The organism is Nostoc sp. UHCC 0302, assembly GCF_038096175.1.
GTDB lineage: Bacteria > Cyanobacteriota > Cyanobacteriia > Cyanobacteriales > Nostocaceae > UHCC-0302.
In genome coordinates this window covers 3,991,427-4,005,602 of record NZ_CP151099.1, presented here as the reverse complement: position 1 = coordinate 4,005,602, position 14,176 = coordinate 3,991,427, and the positions used below count along the sequence as shown (strand labels likewise).

Genomic DNA, 14,176 nt, shown 5'->3' with positions numbered 1-14,176 from the left:
AGTAACTTGTTATTAAATTACGCCAGAGTCATATAAATTTACAAATATTGTTAGGTCATAGCTAATAGGTAATTGAATATCAAAAAAGAATGTTGAAAATACATCAGCCATCATTCTTATCCAAGCTCTGATTGACCCGATCAAGATTTTTAGGATCACCTGTTTGATTATGCCCAGTTCCAAAATCTTAGCCACATCTTTCGACTATCATGGAGTTTACCCCTGCCCAGTCTGTCGGATAGGTAAGATTTCTCATATGCCATTGATGGAAGCGATGGCTTGTGACTTTTGCCAAGAGATTTTTACCGCTAATCTAGAACTACAGCAAATCAAAATGCCTTCTAGACAACCTCCCTTAACTTGGCGGTGGAATGGTTTTAACTGGACAGAAGCCCGGTTGGAAGGTGTGGAATTAGGGTGGGGTTATGGACTAGCCTCTGTAGCTTTTGTACTCCTTCCTACTACTCTCATTGGCATAGTAGCTTATTATTTTCCTCCTACCCCAAAAGAGCCAGTTACCTGGATGCCATATATTTGGACTATATTAACTTTCTTCTCGCATTTATCAATTATTGTTTGGATTTTTATTGAGGTCTATCAGGTTCCAGTGGGAGCATATTTAAGAGGTATGATGCGATGGAGAAATGGCGTTATGGGGAGATGAGTGGGAGAGTTGGAGAGTTGCGAGTGGGAGAGTGCGGGACAGTAAAGAATAAATAATGCCCAATGACAAATGAAAAATGACAAATGACTATTAGCAAAAGATGCAGCCATCTATCGGCTGCATCACTCATAATTAAGTTGATTGTCCACCAAAACGTCTTATGAGTGAGTTGGAGCGGTACTATAGAGTCTTGGAATTAGAGCCTGGGGCAACGCTTGAGGAAGTGAACCAGGCTTACAAAGATTTAGTCTTTGTTTGGCATCCCGATCGCATTCCAAAAGAAAATCTCCGCTTACAGCAAAAAGCACAAGACAAGCTCAAAGCAATTAATGAGGCTCGTGACAAATTGCGCTCTTCAAAAGCTAAACATCAGACTACCCCTTACTCACAACCTTACTCACAACCTTATTCACCGCCACATCAACAGAAAAAATCATCGCCAACAACCGATTCAAGCCATCATCCACCAAAGCAAAACTCGGACTTGAGTGGCAAAGACTATAGTCGGGCGAATTTGAGTAATAAAGATTTATCTGGTAGAAACCTGAGTTATGCGAACTTGAGTGGTGCTGATCTCAGTGATACTTTTATGCACAAAGTGAATCTCAGAGGAGCAGATTTATCTGAAGCAAATTTATTTCGGGCAAACCTACTTTTAGCTGATCTCAGGGAAGCGAATTTGCGGGCTGCTAATTTAATCGGAGCGGATCTCAGCGGAGCAGATTTGCGGGGAGCTGACTTGACAGGAGCGCGGATTCGCTCTGGCGAACGCTTGCTCGTGAAACTGATTGGTGCTAACTTGGCTGGAGCAATCATGCCTGATGGCGCAATTCATCAGTAAATAGGGAGTAGGGAGTAGGGAATAAGAGTATTAGTTATTCTCTGTCTACTTGCTGATCTTCCTTGTCCCTATTCCCCAGTTCCCAGTCTCCAGTTCCCAGCCCTCAATTCAATGCTAAAAAACCTGTTTTTCCCAAGTCAACCGGATTTGTAGTACCTGCAATATGGGAAACTTGGCAATATTCCCTATAGATTCAGATTTAAAATGGGTAGCACAATTTCTGATATTGCAGTCAAAACTATTAATGGCAAGGATAAGCAGCTAAGTGAGTATACCGGGAAGGTACTGTTAATTGTGAATGTAGCTTCATATTGCGGTTATACCTCCCAATATGACGGACTAGAAAAGTTGAACCAAGAGTTTGGGGACGCTGGGTTAAGTATTTTGGGTTTTCCCTGCAACGATTTTGGAGCGCAGGAACCAGGAAGCAACGAAGAAATCGTACAATTCTGTACAAGCAAGTATGGTGTGAGCTTTGATCTGTTCGATAAAGTTCATGCTAAAGGCTCCCAGCAACACCCACTTTATGAGCGACTTACTAAGGCCGTTGAGCCAACGGGGCCTGTTGCTTGGAACTTTGAAAAATTTTTAGTCAATAAGCAAGGTGAAGTAGTAGCTCGATTTAGTAGTAGTGTTCAACCTTATTCACCAGAATTAATTGCCACAATTAAGAGAGAATTAGCAAAATAGTTATTAGTCATTAGTTATTAGTCATTAGTCATTAGTTAAAAACTCTTGACTCTTGGCTCTTGATTATTGGGCGTAAATTTATTTACGCCAAGTTCCTTAATTGAGAATATTGACTCCAGCAAGCAGTTTAATTTATTGGTGTCTAAATTGCCATGAATGTTGCAATCATTGGTTGTGGTTATGTTGGTTATGCAGTTGCTCAATATTGGCAGCAAAAGCTGAATTTTTTTGTGAGCGCCACCACAACATCCCCTGAGCGGGTTCCAGCGCTACAATCAGTCGCCCAAAGAGTTACAGTTATCCAAGGCAATGACCTAGAAAATCTAAAATCAGTTTTGCAAAATCAAGATGCTGTACTTTTGAGTGTTGGTGCAAAAGGTGCAGATGTCTATGAAGAAACTTATTTGCAAACTGCCAAAAGTTTAGTTTCAGTCTTGGGGCAGATTCCTAGCGTGAAACAATTAATATATACAGGAAGTTATGCAGTATATGGTGATAGAAATGGTGTATGGGTAGATGAAGAAACACCGCTTGCACCTGCCAATTTAAATGCACAAATTCTCCGCAAAACGGAGGATGTGTTGCTATCAGCATCTAACGAAAATCTGCGAGTTTGTATCTTGCGCTTGGGAGGAATTTATGGCCCTGGTAGAGAACTGATGAAAATATTTAACCGATATTCTGGTACAACCCGTCCTGGTAATGGCGAGGATATAACTAATTGGATTCACCTTGATGATATTGTTGGTGCTGTAGAATTTGCCCGTAACCAGCGCTTAGAAGGTATTTACAATTTGGTGGATGATGCTCATTTGACTAGTCGAGAAATGCTAGATAGCCTATTTGAAAAATATAATTTACCTAAAGTTATATGGGATACTTCTGTCAAGAGTATTCGCCCATATAATGCTTGGGTATCGAATGAAAAAATTAAAGAAGCTGGATACCAGTTGATTCATTCACAGATGCTTTTTTAACAAGTATTAAAAGCTTGGAATTATGCAACCATCTGCTATAGCTAATATAACCAGTCTAACACCATCTTCTACTCAGTTTTACACTTGGCAAAATTACCGCTGCGCCTACGAGTTACATCAACCAACTAATACAACACCTGAAGGTATTCCTTTACTGTTAATTCATCCTATTGGTGTTGGCTTATCGCGGCAATTTTGGCAGAGATTTTGCCGTGAATGGTATAATACAAGCCACCTCAATCCAATCTATAACCCTGATTTACTCGGATGTGGTGAAAGTGATATGCCTCATGTGGCTTACACTCCTGGTGATTGGGCAGAACAGTTGCAATACTTTTTACAAACAGTAGTGCAGAAACCTGTAATTGTGGTAGTGCAAGGCGCTTTATTGCCAGTTGCAATAGAATTAGTTCAAAAGGAATCAAATTTAATTGCCGGACTTATACTAGCCGGGCCGCCAGCTTGGGCTGTAATTACAAAAAAATCACCTGAGTGGCGACAAAAAGTTATTTGGAATTTATTAGATTCGCCTTTTGGTAGTGCTTTTTATCGGTATGCACGCACTCCCAAATTTTTGCGTTCTTTCTCCACTCGCCAATTATTTGCTGATGATCATGCTGTTGATGCAGAATGGTTAAATACATTGGTTGCAGGTGCAGCAAATCTTGCCAATCGCCATGCAGTATTTTCTTTTTTAGCGGGGTTTTGGCGACAAGATTATAGTAGTGCGATCGCCTCAATTCAGCAACCCACACTTGTAGTCGTCGGCGAAACAGCATCAAGTATCAGCGAAGAAGGCAAAAAAGAAACACCCTCTGAACGCTTAGCTGATTATCTCGCCAGTTTACCTCAAGGTCGGGGAATAAAAATGAATGGGCGAAATGTTTTACCCTATGAATCAACGGCTGAATTTGTAGCTGCGATCGCTCCATTTATAGATGAATTTTCTTAAAGCTTTTGTTGCCAACATATATAACATTTAGACGCAAAAGTCTACAAACTTAAGGCAGATCATAATCTGCCTTAAGTTTGTTTTTGCATGGATACCAAAGCCTTTATAAATTTTGTGTGACATAGAGGCTAAAGCCTTTGTAGACTTATCGGGGGGTGACATGAAAATCATGCAGCACCAGCAAAAGATTGATAACTAACGGAGGTTTAATTATGTTCGCCGATCGCAAAGGACAAAGAGTTCCCAACGTCACGTTCCGTACTCGTAAGGACAACCAGTGGGTGAATGTGACAACCGATGAGCTGTTTGCTGGTAAGACAGTTGTTGTTTTCTCTTTACCAGGTGCTTATACTCCGACTTGCTCATCAACTCATCTTCCTGGTTACAATGAGTTGGCTAAGGTTTTTAAGCAAAACGGTGTCGATGACATTATCTGTATTTCTGTCAATGATGCTTTTGTGATGAACGAATGGGCAAAGGATCAAGAGGCAAGTAATATCACAGTAATTCCTGACGGAAATGGTGAATTTACTGAAGGCATGGGAATGCTAGTAGATAAATCAGACTTGGGCTTTGGTAAGCGATCGTGGCGCTATTCTATGCTGGTGAAAGATGGTGTAATCGAAAATATGTTCATTGAGCCAGATGAGCCTGGAGATCCCTTTAAGGTATCCGATGCTGAGACAATGCTTAGATATATCAACCCCCAAGCAGCGAAGCCAGAAGTAGTTTCCCTGTTTGCGAAAGTGGGTTGTCCTTTCTGCGCCCGCGCTAAAACAATGCTCAAAGAACATGGTCTAGACTACGAAGAAATAGTCTTAGGGAAAGATATTACCACGCGCTCTTTACGGGCGGTTACAGGTGCGACAACAGTTCCCCAAGTATTTATCGATGGTAAATTAATTGGGGGTTCTGAGGCATTAGAAGCCTATTTAGCAGCAAAGTAGGTTTAAAACCTAATTTCGGTGGGTATTTATTGCCCATCTGAATTTCGCTAAGGTTGCAAAATCTAATAAAAACCTATTTGTAGAGACGTTGCAATACAACGTCTCTACATACGTATAAAGCGCAGGTTAAATAATTACCTGGGATGAATATGGCGTCGAGGTGCTAAACCTGGATTGACAATGGCTGCTAAATCTTCTTCAGACAATTTACTAATCTCAGTGTGCAGTTCTTCGACAGTAAACTCATAACCACGGTCTTTAGCAATCTTGACAAAGGCTTCTGGGTCAGATGTTGCTTTTAGCCTTTGCTTTAATGCTTGGTTTTGTTTTACTGCTTTAAAAAGTTGGGCAGCATTGTGCTGTGTCATGACAGTCCATCCCCTGTTTGAAACATCAGATTTGAATGTCGTAACTTGCTCCTGTGATTTCACCAAATCTATGTATATAAAGGAGCTTATAACTAAGGTTATACACTTCAAGCTGAAAAAAAAGAAAAAAATGTATTTAATTTAACAAAAAAATATAAATTTAAGCTGCGTGGTTCGTAGTTGCGCTTTAGCGCTAAAACGCAACCACTAACTTTAATTTATTTATATCTAGCTACTTAGTAAAAGTTGGGGTAAAACTTCCCAGAAACTTCAGTATGGCTGAAGCTACAGCATCTGGCGACTCTACCAAAAAGCCATGACCGCCACGTTCGAGGACTAGAAGTTTAGCGTTGGAAATAGCTTGAGCAAGTTGCTCAGAAAATTTGATTGGGGTGAGAACGTCTTGTTTACCAACCAGAACTAGAGTAGGGCAATGAATGTGTTTGAGGCGGTCTGTTGTGTCAAAGTCAAGGATAGCTCGGCTGTGATGATAGAGTGTATGAGTAGCAGGCGGGAAGGGATATTTGATTGCAAATTCAATTAAGCCTTCTATCATCCCAGGAATTGAGTAAAACTCATCGGTAAATATCCAGGGCAGTACCACCTTTTCATAAAGCTTTAGGTTTACATTGTTAAGCAAATCACCCCAAGTCTCGATAATACTGTTAAATCGTTCATCACCCTTTGCCAAAGATGAGAGTAGTATCAGACTTTGTACCTTTTCGGGGTGTGCTAATACCAGCTCTTGAGCAATCTGACCACCCATGGAGTGGCCTGCTAAATGTACCTTATCAATACCGATATGATCAAGCAATGCTGCAATATCACCAGCCATCTGCTTGAGACTATAAGGACTGTCAGGAGCAGAACTACGCCCCATACCTCGATTGTCTACGCGAATCACCTGATAACGTGAAATCAATGAGGGCATTAGTAATGACCAATAGGCATGATCGCACAAGAAGCCAGCCACTAATAGCAGAGGCTCACCCGCTCCCTTAATGTCGTAGAACAACTCAATCCCGTTAATTTGAACTTTCACTCTAGCAATAAGTCTAGTAATCAGTAGTTATTTTAACTACTAACAACAAAATTCAGTAGCGGCCCAAGTCTGTGGGTTTGATAATATTTCTCGTCCCACTGGCGGCGTTGCGGCTAAAGTGGGATTTATGTAAATGTTGTGTGGTGCTGTGGCTAGCGAATTTGTTGCCTTTCTCTAGGATGGACACACAGCGATCGCTATGTCTGATATGATGCGGTTGTTTGCGATCGCCTCATTCAATATACTTTGTAGCTTTTAGTTTGCGCTGTCTTCGAAGACACAGCCCAAACTAAAAATTCTAATTTATTTGTGGTTCTGTACTTAAGGAATTAGCTCTGTTGATTAAACTTTTTGCTAAGGCTAAACTAGCACTGGTTTAATTTTTGACGTTTTGAAGAATATGAGGAATGAGTAAGATTTCTCCTCTTCACTCCTCATCAGCTACTCCTTACACTTGACTTAAGTAGAACAGTTTAATAATTTATTAACCTCTAACTAAAGATGCACATTCTTGTTAAACAAGAAAGTATATATCTAAATAAATATTACAGAGTATAAAAAATACACAGTTTACATATACTTGATTATTGCTGCTCAGTTATACATAATTAAATACATTCAAAAATCGCTGATTGTAAAAAATTTAGCAAGGAGAAAAAATAAATTCTATCTCCTTGCTTCTTTTACTTATTCCTTACTCCTAATTTTGCAAGCAGTCTGTTTACAACCGATACGCTTGGGATAAGAGAATGATAACCTCGTTTTGAGAGGTTGCAATGCAACATTTTGAAGGGCATAAAATGAGTACAAACAATCTTTAACTCAACCGTATTGTACGTAGCACAATTATTATTGTACGTAGCACAATTATTGCAGAAAAAACCAGGATTTCTCTTACCTGTACTAGTCCAATTTCAAACAAACCAATTTACTTACTATCAGCATTAGCAAATATACTTTGGAGGTCTGGTGGCTGTATTACTCCTGAGACAGTTGGACTATTAACTATAAAGAAAGGTGTGCCAGGAATCCCCAATTTTTGAGCAAGCTGAACATCTTTGCCAATTGCGGGAGTCGCAAGACTGCGATCGCGTTTAAATTTATCTAAATCCAAATTCAGATTTTTAGCAATATCCAAATACAACGCTTCACCCAGTTGCTTTTGATTGGTAAATAAAGCATCATAATATTCCCAGAATTTACCTTGCCGATTTGCTGCCCAAGCCGCTGTTGCAGATGGTAACGCTTCAGCATGAATTGAAGCCAGCGGTAAGTTTTTATAAACTAATCTGACTTCACCTTCATGCTTTGCTAACAATTGTTTTAAGTTTTTATGCGCTTCAGCACAGTAGGGACATTGAAAGTCTGAGAATTCTACAAGCAAAATTTTTGATTGAGTTGGCCCCGTCGTGGGAGATTCACCAATCACTGCTTCAGGATTGGTTTTTAAATCCTGTAAAAATCCTTGCCGTGCTTGCTTGAGTTTCTGCTGCTGTTCCTGTTGGAATGCCTGAACAGATTCGAGAATTGCTTGTGGGTGTTCACGGATGATTTGTAATACTTGTTTTTCCAGTTGCGGATTGATATCGCTAGCGGCTTGTGCAGGAAGTGACCAGCTTAAAATTAGACACAGTAGTCCTATTCCTGACCAAGTACGTAGATACTGAAGTAGTTGCCCTAACAAAGAAAAAAATGTACGCATACCACAACTATTGAAAAATAAACATTCTCCTAGTATTCCCTGAGAGTGGTAAAGGCGATCGCTCTGTTGAGATATTTTTTGTATGATTGGGACACAATTACTATTGTGTCCCTAGAATTAATCTGTATTTCTGTCAATGGTTTAGCTGTTTAATCTTCGTCAAGCGCTGGGAAAGCTTCTTCAAGCTGCCACAACCTATCTTTATTTTCCACGAACCAAATCCGAGTTTCTGGAGTTAATTTACTCCAAATAACTTCGACAGGAATGTGAGGAGATGCATATTGATACTGCTCTCCAAGCAATTTTAGATTGTCAGCTACATCACGGGGAATGCCAAATTCTGCCCAGTCAACTGTTATATTTCTTCCTGAGACTCCCGCTGTGGGGTCAAAAACCAATTGTGCAGCTCTAACTAAGTCTGCAAAGTGTTTCGGCTTAAGTTCAGTTATGTCCTGAACTTGGAGTGATTTATTATGTTCTTGAGACATTTTCGCTGGAGTGGTGAAGGTTAGTAGTGTATTGAACTTACTGCCAGAGATTTTTATCCCAATGTTTCTAGTCTAGCGCAAAGCTAACAAATTCATCCTGATTATTCAGCAAATTGGATTGACGCACTGATATCAGTTTGCATTATTTAATGATGGGTGTAAGAAGGCTTAAACTCAGTTCTTCTCCTTCGCCTTCATAATTAATGGCGAGTGTAAGAATGCTCAAAGTGAGTTTTGAGTTTCTGAGATATGGCTGCTAAAGCAACCGCTGTCACAGCAGCCGAAATTATTGCTATTTTGGTTCCGGAAGTATCTGCAAGTATCGCAATAAAAGCTAGAGCGATCGCAACGACTATACAGCTTTGTTGTAATCGTTTTGTTACCTGATAAGCTCGATTACAGGAACTACATATTAGTGTGTGTCGCGAGAATCTGTTTAGCAACATTGGTTGTTGATTAAACTCGCCATTACCAGTATTTTTCCTAGTAGAATAACCATGATAAAAAGGCAAAGATGCACCAAATTTATCTAGCCACTTGCGGTATTCAACTACCAACGTGTCAGATGTCTTCAACGGCAAATATAATTCTTTAAGACTGGCCTCCAATCGCTCAATTTCTGCTTGTTGCCCTACAATGAGGGGCAAATCTTGCTCTAATATTTTGTTAGTATTCAAGTGATCAAGCCAACGAGGTCTGAGCTTGACTCCCAAATTCATAAAATTACGATAACCTCTGGCTAGAAGACGACATCGCCCTTTACCTAGAGGGATTGAATACAAAGCTAGCCCAAATGTCCAACCTCGTTCTTCAATATAAGCAGTGTTCAAAACTAAAGTTGGAGCAACAAAATCAATATATTTCCAGGTTTCATTTGATTTGTTCGTTCCTCGCCATCTGCCTCGAATACCCTTAACTGAACTCTCTAACACTTCTATCTCTAGTGGTTGAGCATTTTTGCGATTACCACCGCCCCTGGTAGCGTGATGACTGATAGCGACATGAGCAGGATCTGTGACATTCTCTATCAGGTATGTTTGGTCATAAGGTAGATCCAACATAAAGTCTGTATATATAAATCCCGGTTTATCTACATCTGCTAGGGTTGGGATGAGTTCATCCACAGCAGTTTCGCTTTCTCCTGCCCACACCCAAATGATATCTTGACGTTCTACAACTTTAAAAGATGGCACGCAGGCATTAACCGGAATCTTTGCATCTGTTGCTAACTGGGGGATATGCAGACATTCACCATTATCGCCAAACTGCCAACCGTGGTATAAGCATTCAATTTTGCCGTCAATTATCTGACCTTCAGAGAGTTTAGCTGCACGGTGAGGACAACGATCTGTTAAACAAACAAGTTGTCCATCTTTGTTTCTAAACAAAACGAAAGGTTCATCGTATAAAGAAAAGCTGTAAGGACGGTTAGTTGGTAGGTCTTGTAGAAAACAGACAGGATACCAACATTGCCGCCAGTTAAATTCTTGCTTCTCCTCTAGTGTCTCAGAGATAGAAGTTGGTGGTTCTGTCTCTAATATCTTTGTATTTAATGCCATAGTTTTCTCCAGGTTTCTATCATCTATATCTTCCTCTGCAAATGATCAGTCCGAGAGATTGAAGATTTATATGGTGAAACTTTTAAAATCAGAATTTGTTACAATTTTCTAACTGCGGTTATACATCTTCATTATCTGATTTAAATACTTCTGAGATTAACAGTACGAATACACCAAAACTATTATATTTAGCAGTGAGGCGTTTATAGCGATTTTCTGCAACTAACTTAGCAGCTACTATGTCAAATTCTTGTCCTATACTCAGTTTTTTAGGAATATTCAAAACTACGCCATCAGGTAAGTAAAAACTTTCATTCTTGCCTCCAGTTGGGTCTAAAACTAAATTGTGAATTTCTTCGGCTTCGGAAATTTTTAAATCAGAAGTGATGGATTGCTTTGTACCTATCCAATTTCCTAATAAATGAGTTATTTCCTTGCCTGTTGCTATGTCAGGAAAGCTGTTTAAATGTTCACGCAAATATAAAATTTTCTCTAAATCACCATTCTCTGCATAGATACTACCTATGCTAGTATTCCAATCTTCATGTTTCAAAAACAACTCAGCCGAAAAATTGTGTCCTGATTCCAGTTTTTGAGTCACCCAAGCACTACTACCATCATCAATAAGAGCTAACGCCCTTTTAGATGGGTTAGCTGGATGTAATAATCCATCTGGTAGATTACAAGTTTCTTTTGGCATTTGCCATTGTTTTTCGAGCATACTCCCATCTGGCGATGGAAACTGATTTGTGTGAGTAATTACTGTTTTATCTGCATTTGCCCGCAAATTCCTAATACCTTGAGAAGACTTGATGATTTCTTTTTCTGGAGAATAAACAGTCCATGTACCATACATAGGCTTGTCTTCTGTATCCAGAAATCCAAATAATTTTTCCCAATGTTGTTCTTGTAGATGCGTCATTTTATTAATTAAATTTTGCAGTGATTGCCTTAGCTAATCATTTTCGATGAGAACGGTGACAGCGGCGATCGCTATCAACATTTCGTCATTTTTATCGTTCAGAGCAGGAATTGCTTTTCCTTGAACCACCATCCCCCCAGATTGTACAGTAAGGGTTTTGCGACCAAAAGGTAGTACAGCTAGTACCTCCTCTTCCCTGACTTGTTCTGGATAGGGTACTGCTACTTCAACTTCGACAATCATTTGATTAGGGTCATTTAAGCCAGCAACTTCCCAAACACCGGGTAAAGCATTGTGAGCGATCGCATTACGTACTGCTCTAGCTGCTGCTACCGTCGGTTCTTGTCCATGCTGGTCTATTCCCATTCCCATCTCGATAATCAAGCGTTTACGCGCCATTGCTACCTCCTGTTAATCTTGCACTTTTACTCTATCGCTCTATGGAGTAGCAATGTCATTTTGATTCATAAGTTTAGTTTTACTTTTGAAAGAGCCAGATTTCTCCCCCTTCCCTCGTAGGGAAGGGGGCTGGGGGGTTAGGTCTCTTCAGAACAAGCTTTATAAATACACATCAAAACCTTATTAATTTCCTGTATTACTTCTTCATTTTTAATCCGCAATAAACGCAGTCCCTTCGCTAACAAAACTTTATCTCGTTCTAGATCATATTCGACTTGTTGCTCATGAATTTTTCCGTCTACTTCTACCACTAATCCAGCTTTGTGACAGTAGAAATCTGCAATAAAACCATCAATAATTTGCTGACGACGAAAGTGTAAACCATGCAAGCGATTAGCACGAAGATGTTGCCAAAGTATTTTTTCTTCTGGTGTCATTTGCTGGCGAAGTTCTTTGGCACGTTGCACTTTAACTGAGTTTACTTTTTGTCCGATGATAATATTGCGATTTTCCTCATCTTTCCGTGGCAAGGGTTGCTTTGGTATTGGATTATTCATGTATAAAGTATAAAAATTTGTGTTTATTCATACATGATATGACCTCTCCCCCAGCCCCTCTCCGACGCGGAGAGGGGAGCCGGATTTCTCGCCCTTAGCTTGTAGGGAAAGGATTTGGGTGGTTAGGTTTGAATGCTAAATGGGAGGGTGCGATAACCTATTTCTTTACAACACAATTGTTCCAAGTATAACCGGGGTTTTTAAATTTTTAAAGTATAATTTATTCTTAAAGTTACTTTAAATAATAATTTATGAGTACTGCACCTCGTCCAATGACCGTTAATGAGGCTTATCGGCTCTATCGCTCAGGTAATTTGTTAGTAAATCGTAAGTATCAACGAAAGCTTGTTTGGACAGTATCAGAAAAAGAAAAATTAATTGGAAGTATTTTACTCAAATATCCAATACCTCTTATTTTGCTAGCAGAACGCCCCCAAATACATGGTAGTGGGAAGTATGAAATTATAGATGGAATGCAAAGATTAAATGCAATTTTTAGTTTTATTGAAAATACATTCGCCTTTGAAAATGAATATTTTGATATTGATGAATTTTCCTATGCTAGACAATTAGCAGAAGATGGTACTTTTGAAAAAATACAAGACAATAGTGCTAAAATTCTTGCCAAAAATAAATGTGCTGATATTGTGGATTATCTATTAGCAGTAACAGTTTATACTGCAATGGAGGAAGAAGATATTACAGAAATTTTTGGTCGAATTAATTCAAGTGGTAAACATTTAAGTCGTCAAGAGAGAAGACAAGCAGGAGTAACTACCCTATTTGCAGAAGTGGTAAGAACAATTGCGATGAAGCTACGTGGAGATGATTCTGAGAAAATATTACGTCTTCCTGAAATGCCAGAAATTAGTATTGATTCCAAACAATCTAATCAAGGTTATAAAATTCAAGCTGATGACACAATATGGTGTAAACAAGGTGCTCTTAATGTAATACAGTTACGAGAAAGTGAAGATGAGCAGATGATTGCTGATATTGTTGCATCTATTTTGTTAAATGAGCCACTATCACGCAGTACTGAACGTTTCGATGATCTTTATGATCCAAATAGTTCCTATGCTCAAAAACTTGAAAATGCTTTAATAACTTATCTGCCTAAAAGGCTTGAAGAAGAAATAATAAAAACATTTTCTATATTGAGGGAAAGTATAGAATCTTATAGTTCAGAATCCAAGTGTTTGTTGAAAATAGTAAATCCTAAAAGTAATAATCCAATACCAACTGCATTTTATACTATTTTCATGGCTTTTTTTGATTTAATAATTCACCAAGAGTTTTCTCCAACAGATCCATCAGGTATCATGAATGCTTTAAAGAATCTTCAACAAAGACTAGATTTAAGCCATCGCTACACAAAAACAGAAGACAGAAAAAATAATATTAACCAAACAAAGGGATTGATTCAAGATTTTTTTGCTAGAAGAGAACCACCAGTACTCGGACACGGAGTTGAGTTAGCACTAGATTTTGAAAACTCTTTACGTCGTTCTCGTATAGAAACAACAAGGTATGAATGTAAGCAAGGCTTACTTGATTTGTCTCCTAGCAGAAAGTTAAATCATGATTTAGTAGAAAAAATTATTGAAACAATTTGTGGAATTGCAAATTTAGGATCAGCTACAGATGGATATATTCATATTGGAGTAACTGACTCGAAAAAGGATGCTGATAAAATTGAAGAAATAGACAAAATTCAACCTATTGAAATTAATGGTAGATATGTCGTCGGGATTGACAGAGAAGCAAATTTACACAACAAAGCTAAAGATACAGAGCAATATGTAAGGATATTAAGTAATGCTATTCAAAACTCTACTCTTACCGTACCACTGAAAACGCAAGTATTAGCAAAGTTTGACACTATATTATATAAAGGATTATCAGTAATTAGAATTACAATTCCTCCGCAAATAACAGTATCATTTGTTGGTAAAACAGCTTTTACAAGAAAAGACTCTTCTACAGTACCTGTAGAAGGGCCTGAGTTACTAGCTATTTTTCAGCTTTTTCAAAAATGATAATTAGGTGGGCAATACCCACCCTACTT

At 38.8% G+C, this 14,176-nt stretch carries 15 protein-coding genes; 7 read left to right on the top strand and 8 right to left on the bottom strand.

The genetic code is table 11. The features are described 5' to 3' along the window. Positions 1 to 169 precede the first annotated feature (169 nt). From WKK05_RS17365 to WKK05_RS17340, 6 genes are all read left to right on the top strand, one after another. A complete protein-coding gene (locus WKK05_RS17365; protein WP_341530831.1) occupies positions 170 to 664 on the top strand; it encodes a hypothetical protein in 495 nt (164 codons plus the stop codon). Between the two features lie 160 nt (positions 665 to 824). After that, positions 825 to 1,505 carry a pentapeptide repeat-containing protein gene (locus WKK05_RS17360; RefSeq protein ID WP_341530830.1) on the top strand — a complete coding sequence of 227 codons (681 nt, stop codon included), beginning with the start codon at positions 825 to 827 and terminating at the stop codon, positions 1,503 to 1,505. A gap of 204 nt (positions 1,506 to 1,709) precedes the next feature. Beyond that, positions 1,710 to 2,195 (top strand): glutathione peroxidase, encoded by a 486-nt coding sequence (locus WKK05_RS17355; protein ID WP_341530829.1) that lies wholly within the window; start codon positions 1,710 to 1,712, stop codon positions 2,193 to 2,195. Between the two features lie 152 nt (positions 2,196 to 2,347). Further along, positions 2,348 to 3,172, top strand: coding sequence for an SDR family oxidoreductase (locus tag WKK05_RS17350; RefSeq protein ID WP_341530828.1), 825 nt, complete (start codon positions 2,348 to 2,350; stop codon positions 3,170 to 3,172). Positions 3,173 to 3,194: 22 nt separating this feature from the next. Continuing rightward, positions 3,195 to 4,124, top strand: a complete 930-nt coding sequence (locus WKK05_RS17345) for an alpha/beta hydrolase (RefSeq protein ID WP_341530827.1) — start codon at positions 3,195 to 3,197, stop codon at positions 4,122 to 4,124. A 212-nt stretch (positions 4,125 to 4,336) separates the two neighbouring features. Then, positions 4,337 to 5,071 carry a redoxin family protein gene (locus tag WKK05_RS17340; protein WP_341530826.1) on the top strand — a complete coding sequence of 245 codons (735 nt, stop codon included), beginning with the start codon at positions 4,337 to 4,339 and terminating at the stop codon, positions 5,069 to 5,071. Between the two features lie 134 nt (positions 5,072 to 5,205). Here the strand turns inward: WKK05_RS17340 and WKK05_RS17335 are convergent, their stop codons facing one another. From WKK05_RS17335 to WKK05_RS17300, 8 genes are all read right to left on the bottom strand, one after another. Beyond that, on the bottom strand, positions 5,206 to 5,439 hold the full coding sequence (locus WKK05_RS17335) for a Nif11-like leader peptide family natural product precursor (RefSeq protein ID WP_341530825.1): 234 nt from the start codon (positions 5,437 to 5,439) through the stop codon (positions 5,206 to 5,208). A gap of 232 nt (positions 5,440 to 5,671) precedes the next feature. Continuing rightward, on the bottom strand, positions 5,672 to 6,481 hold the full coding sequence (locus WKK05_RS17330) for an alpha/beta hydrolase (protein ID WP_341530824.1): 810 nt from the start codon (positions 6,479 to 6,481) through the stop codon (positions 5,672 to 5,674). Between the two features lie 928 nt (positions 6,482 to 7,409). Next, positions 7,410 to 8,183: a thioredoxin domain-containing protein gene (locus WKK05_RS17325; protein ID WP_341530823.1), complete on the bottom strand. Its 774-nt coding sequence runs from the start codon at positions 8,181 to 8,183 to the stop codon at positions 7,410 to 7,412. 149 nt (positions 8,184 to 8,332) lie between these two features. After that, positions 8,333 to 8,671: a hypothetical protein gene (locus tag WKK05_RS17320; RefSeq protein WP_341530822.1), complete on the bottom strand. Its 339-nt coding sequence runs from the start codon at positions 8,669 to 8,671 to the stop codon at positions 8,333 to 8,335. A 200-nt stretch (positions 8,672 to 8,871) separates the two neighbouring features. Further along, positions 8,872 to 10,230 (bottom strand): Rieske 2Fe-2S domain-containing protein, encoded by a 1,359-nt coding sequence (locus WKK05_RS17315; protein WP_341530821.1) that lies wholly within the window; start codon positions 10,228 to 10,230, stop codon positions 8,872 to 8,874. A gap of 118 nt (positions 10,231 to 10,348) precedes the next feature. Then, complete coding sequence (locus WKK05_RS17310) at positions 10,349 to 11,152, bottom strand: DUF3598 family protein (protein WP_341530820.1); 804 nt, start codon at positions 11,150 to 11,152, stop codon at positions 10,349 to 10,351. Between the two features lie 33 nt (positions 11,153 to 11,185). Then, positions 11,186 to 11,551 (bottom strand): Lin0512 family protein, encoded by a 366-nt coding sequence (locus WKK05_RS17305; protein WP_341530819.1) that lies wholly within the window; start codon positions 11,549 to 11,551, stop codon positions 11,186 to 11,188. A 137-nt stretch (positions 11,552 to 11,688) separates the two neighbouring features. Next, the gene (locus WKK05_RS17300) at positions 11,689 to 12,108 is read right to left on the bottom strand and encodes an endonuclease domain-containing protein (RefSeq protein ID WP_341530818.1); all 420 of its coding nucleotides are present in this window, start codon (positions 12,106 to 12,108) and stop codon (positions 11,689 to 11,691) included. A 251-nt stretch (positions 12,109 to 12,359) separates the two neighbouring features. Here WKK05_RS17300 and WKK05_RS17295 point away from each other — a divergent pair, with 251 nt between their 5' ends. Then, a complete protein-coding gene (locus WKK05_RS17295; protein ID WP_341530817.1) occupies positions 12,360 to 14,147 on the top strand; it encodes a DUF262 domain-containing protein in 1,788 nt (595 codons plus the stop codon). The last annotated feature ends 29 nt before the right edge of the window (positions 14,148 to 14,176 follow it).

Excerpts from the sequence above, each read along its gene's own strand:
- WKK05_RS17300 (WP_341530818.1), bottom strand. The coding sequence starts at position 12,108 with ATGAATAATCCAATACCAAAGCAACCCTTGCCACGGAAAGATGAGGAA.
- WKK05_RS17355 (WP_341530829.1), top strand. The coding sequence starts at position 1,710 with ATGGGTAGCACAATTTCTGATATTGCAGTCAAAACTATTAATGGCAAG.
- WKK05_RS17305 (WP_341530819.1), bottom strand. The coding sequence starts at position 11,551 with ATGGCGCGTAAACGCTTGATTATCGAGATGGGAATGGGAATAGACCAG.
- WKK05_RS17320 (WP_341530822.1), bottom strand. The coding sequence starts at position 8,671 with ATGTCTCAAGAACATAATAAATCACTCCAAGTTCAGGACATAACTGAA.
- WKK05_RS17310 (WP_341530820.1), bottom strand. The coding sequence starts at position 11,152 with ATGACGCATCTACAAGAACAACATTGGGAAAAATTATTTGGATTTCTG.
- WKK05_RS17340 (WP_341530826.1), top strand. The coding sequence starts at position 4,337 with ATGTTCGCCGATCGCAAAGGACAAAGAGTTCCCAACGTCACGTTCCGT.
- WKK05_RS17365 (WP_341530831.1), top strand. The coding sequence starts at position 170 with ATGCCCAGTTCCAAAATCTTAGCCACATCTTTCGACTATCATGGAGTT.
- WKK05_RS17335 (WP_341530825.1), bottom strand. The coding sequence starts at position 5,439 with ATGACACAGCACAATGCTGCCCAACTTTTTAAAGCAGTAAAACAAAAC.
- WKK05_RS17360 (WP_341530830.1), top strand. The coding sequence starts at position 825 with ATGAGTGAGTTGGAGCGGTACTATAGAGTCTTGGAATTAGAGCCTGGG.
- WKK05_RS17325 (WP_341530823.1), bottom strand. The coding sequence starts at position 8,183 with ATGCGTACATTTTTTTCTTTGTTAGGGCAACTACTTCAGTATCTACGT.
- WKK05_RS17295 (WP_341530817.1), top strand. The coding sequence starts at position 12,360 with ATGAGTACTGCACCTCGTCCAATGACCGTTAATGAGGCTTATCGGCTC.
- WKK05_RS17345 (WP_341530827.1), top strand. The coding sequence starts at position 3,195 with ATGCAACCATCTGCTATAGCTAATATAACCAGTCTAACACCATCTTCT.
- WKK05_RS17350 (WP_341530828.1), top strand. The coding sequence starts at position 2,348 with ATGAATGTTGCAATCATTGGTTGTGGTTATGTTGGTTATGCAGTTGCT.
- WKK05_RS17315 (WP_341530821.1), bottom strand. The coding sequence starts at position 10,230 with ATGGCATTAAATACAAAGATATTAGAGACAGAACCACCAACTTCTATC.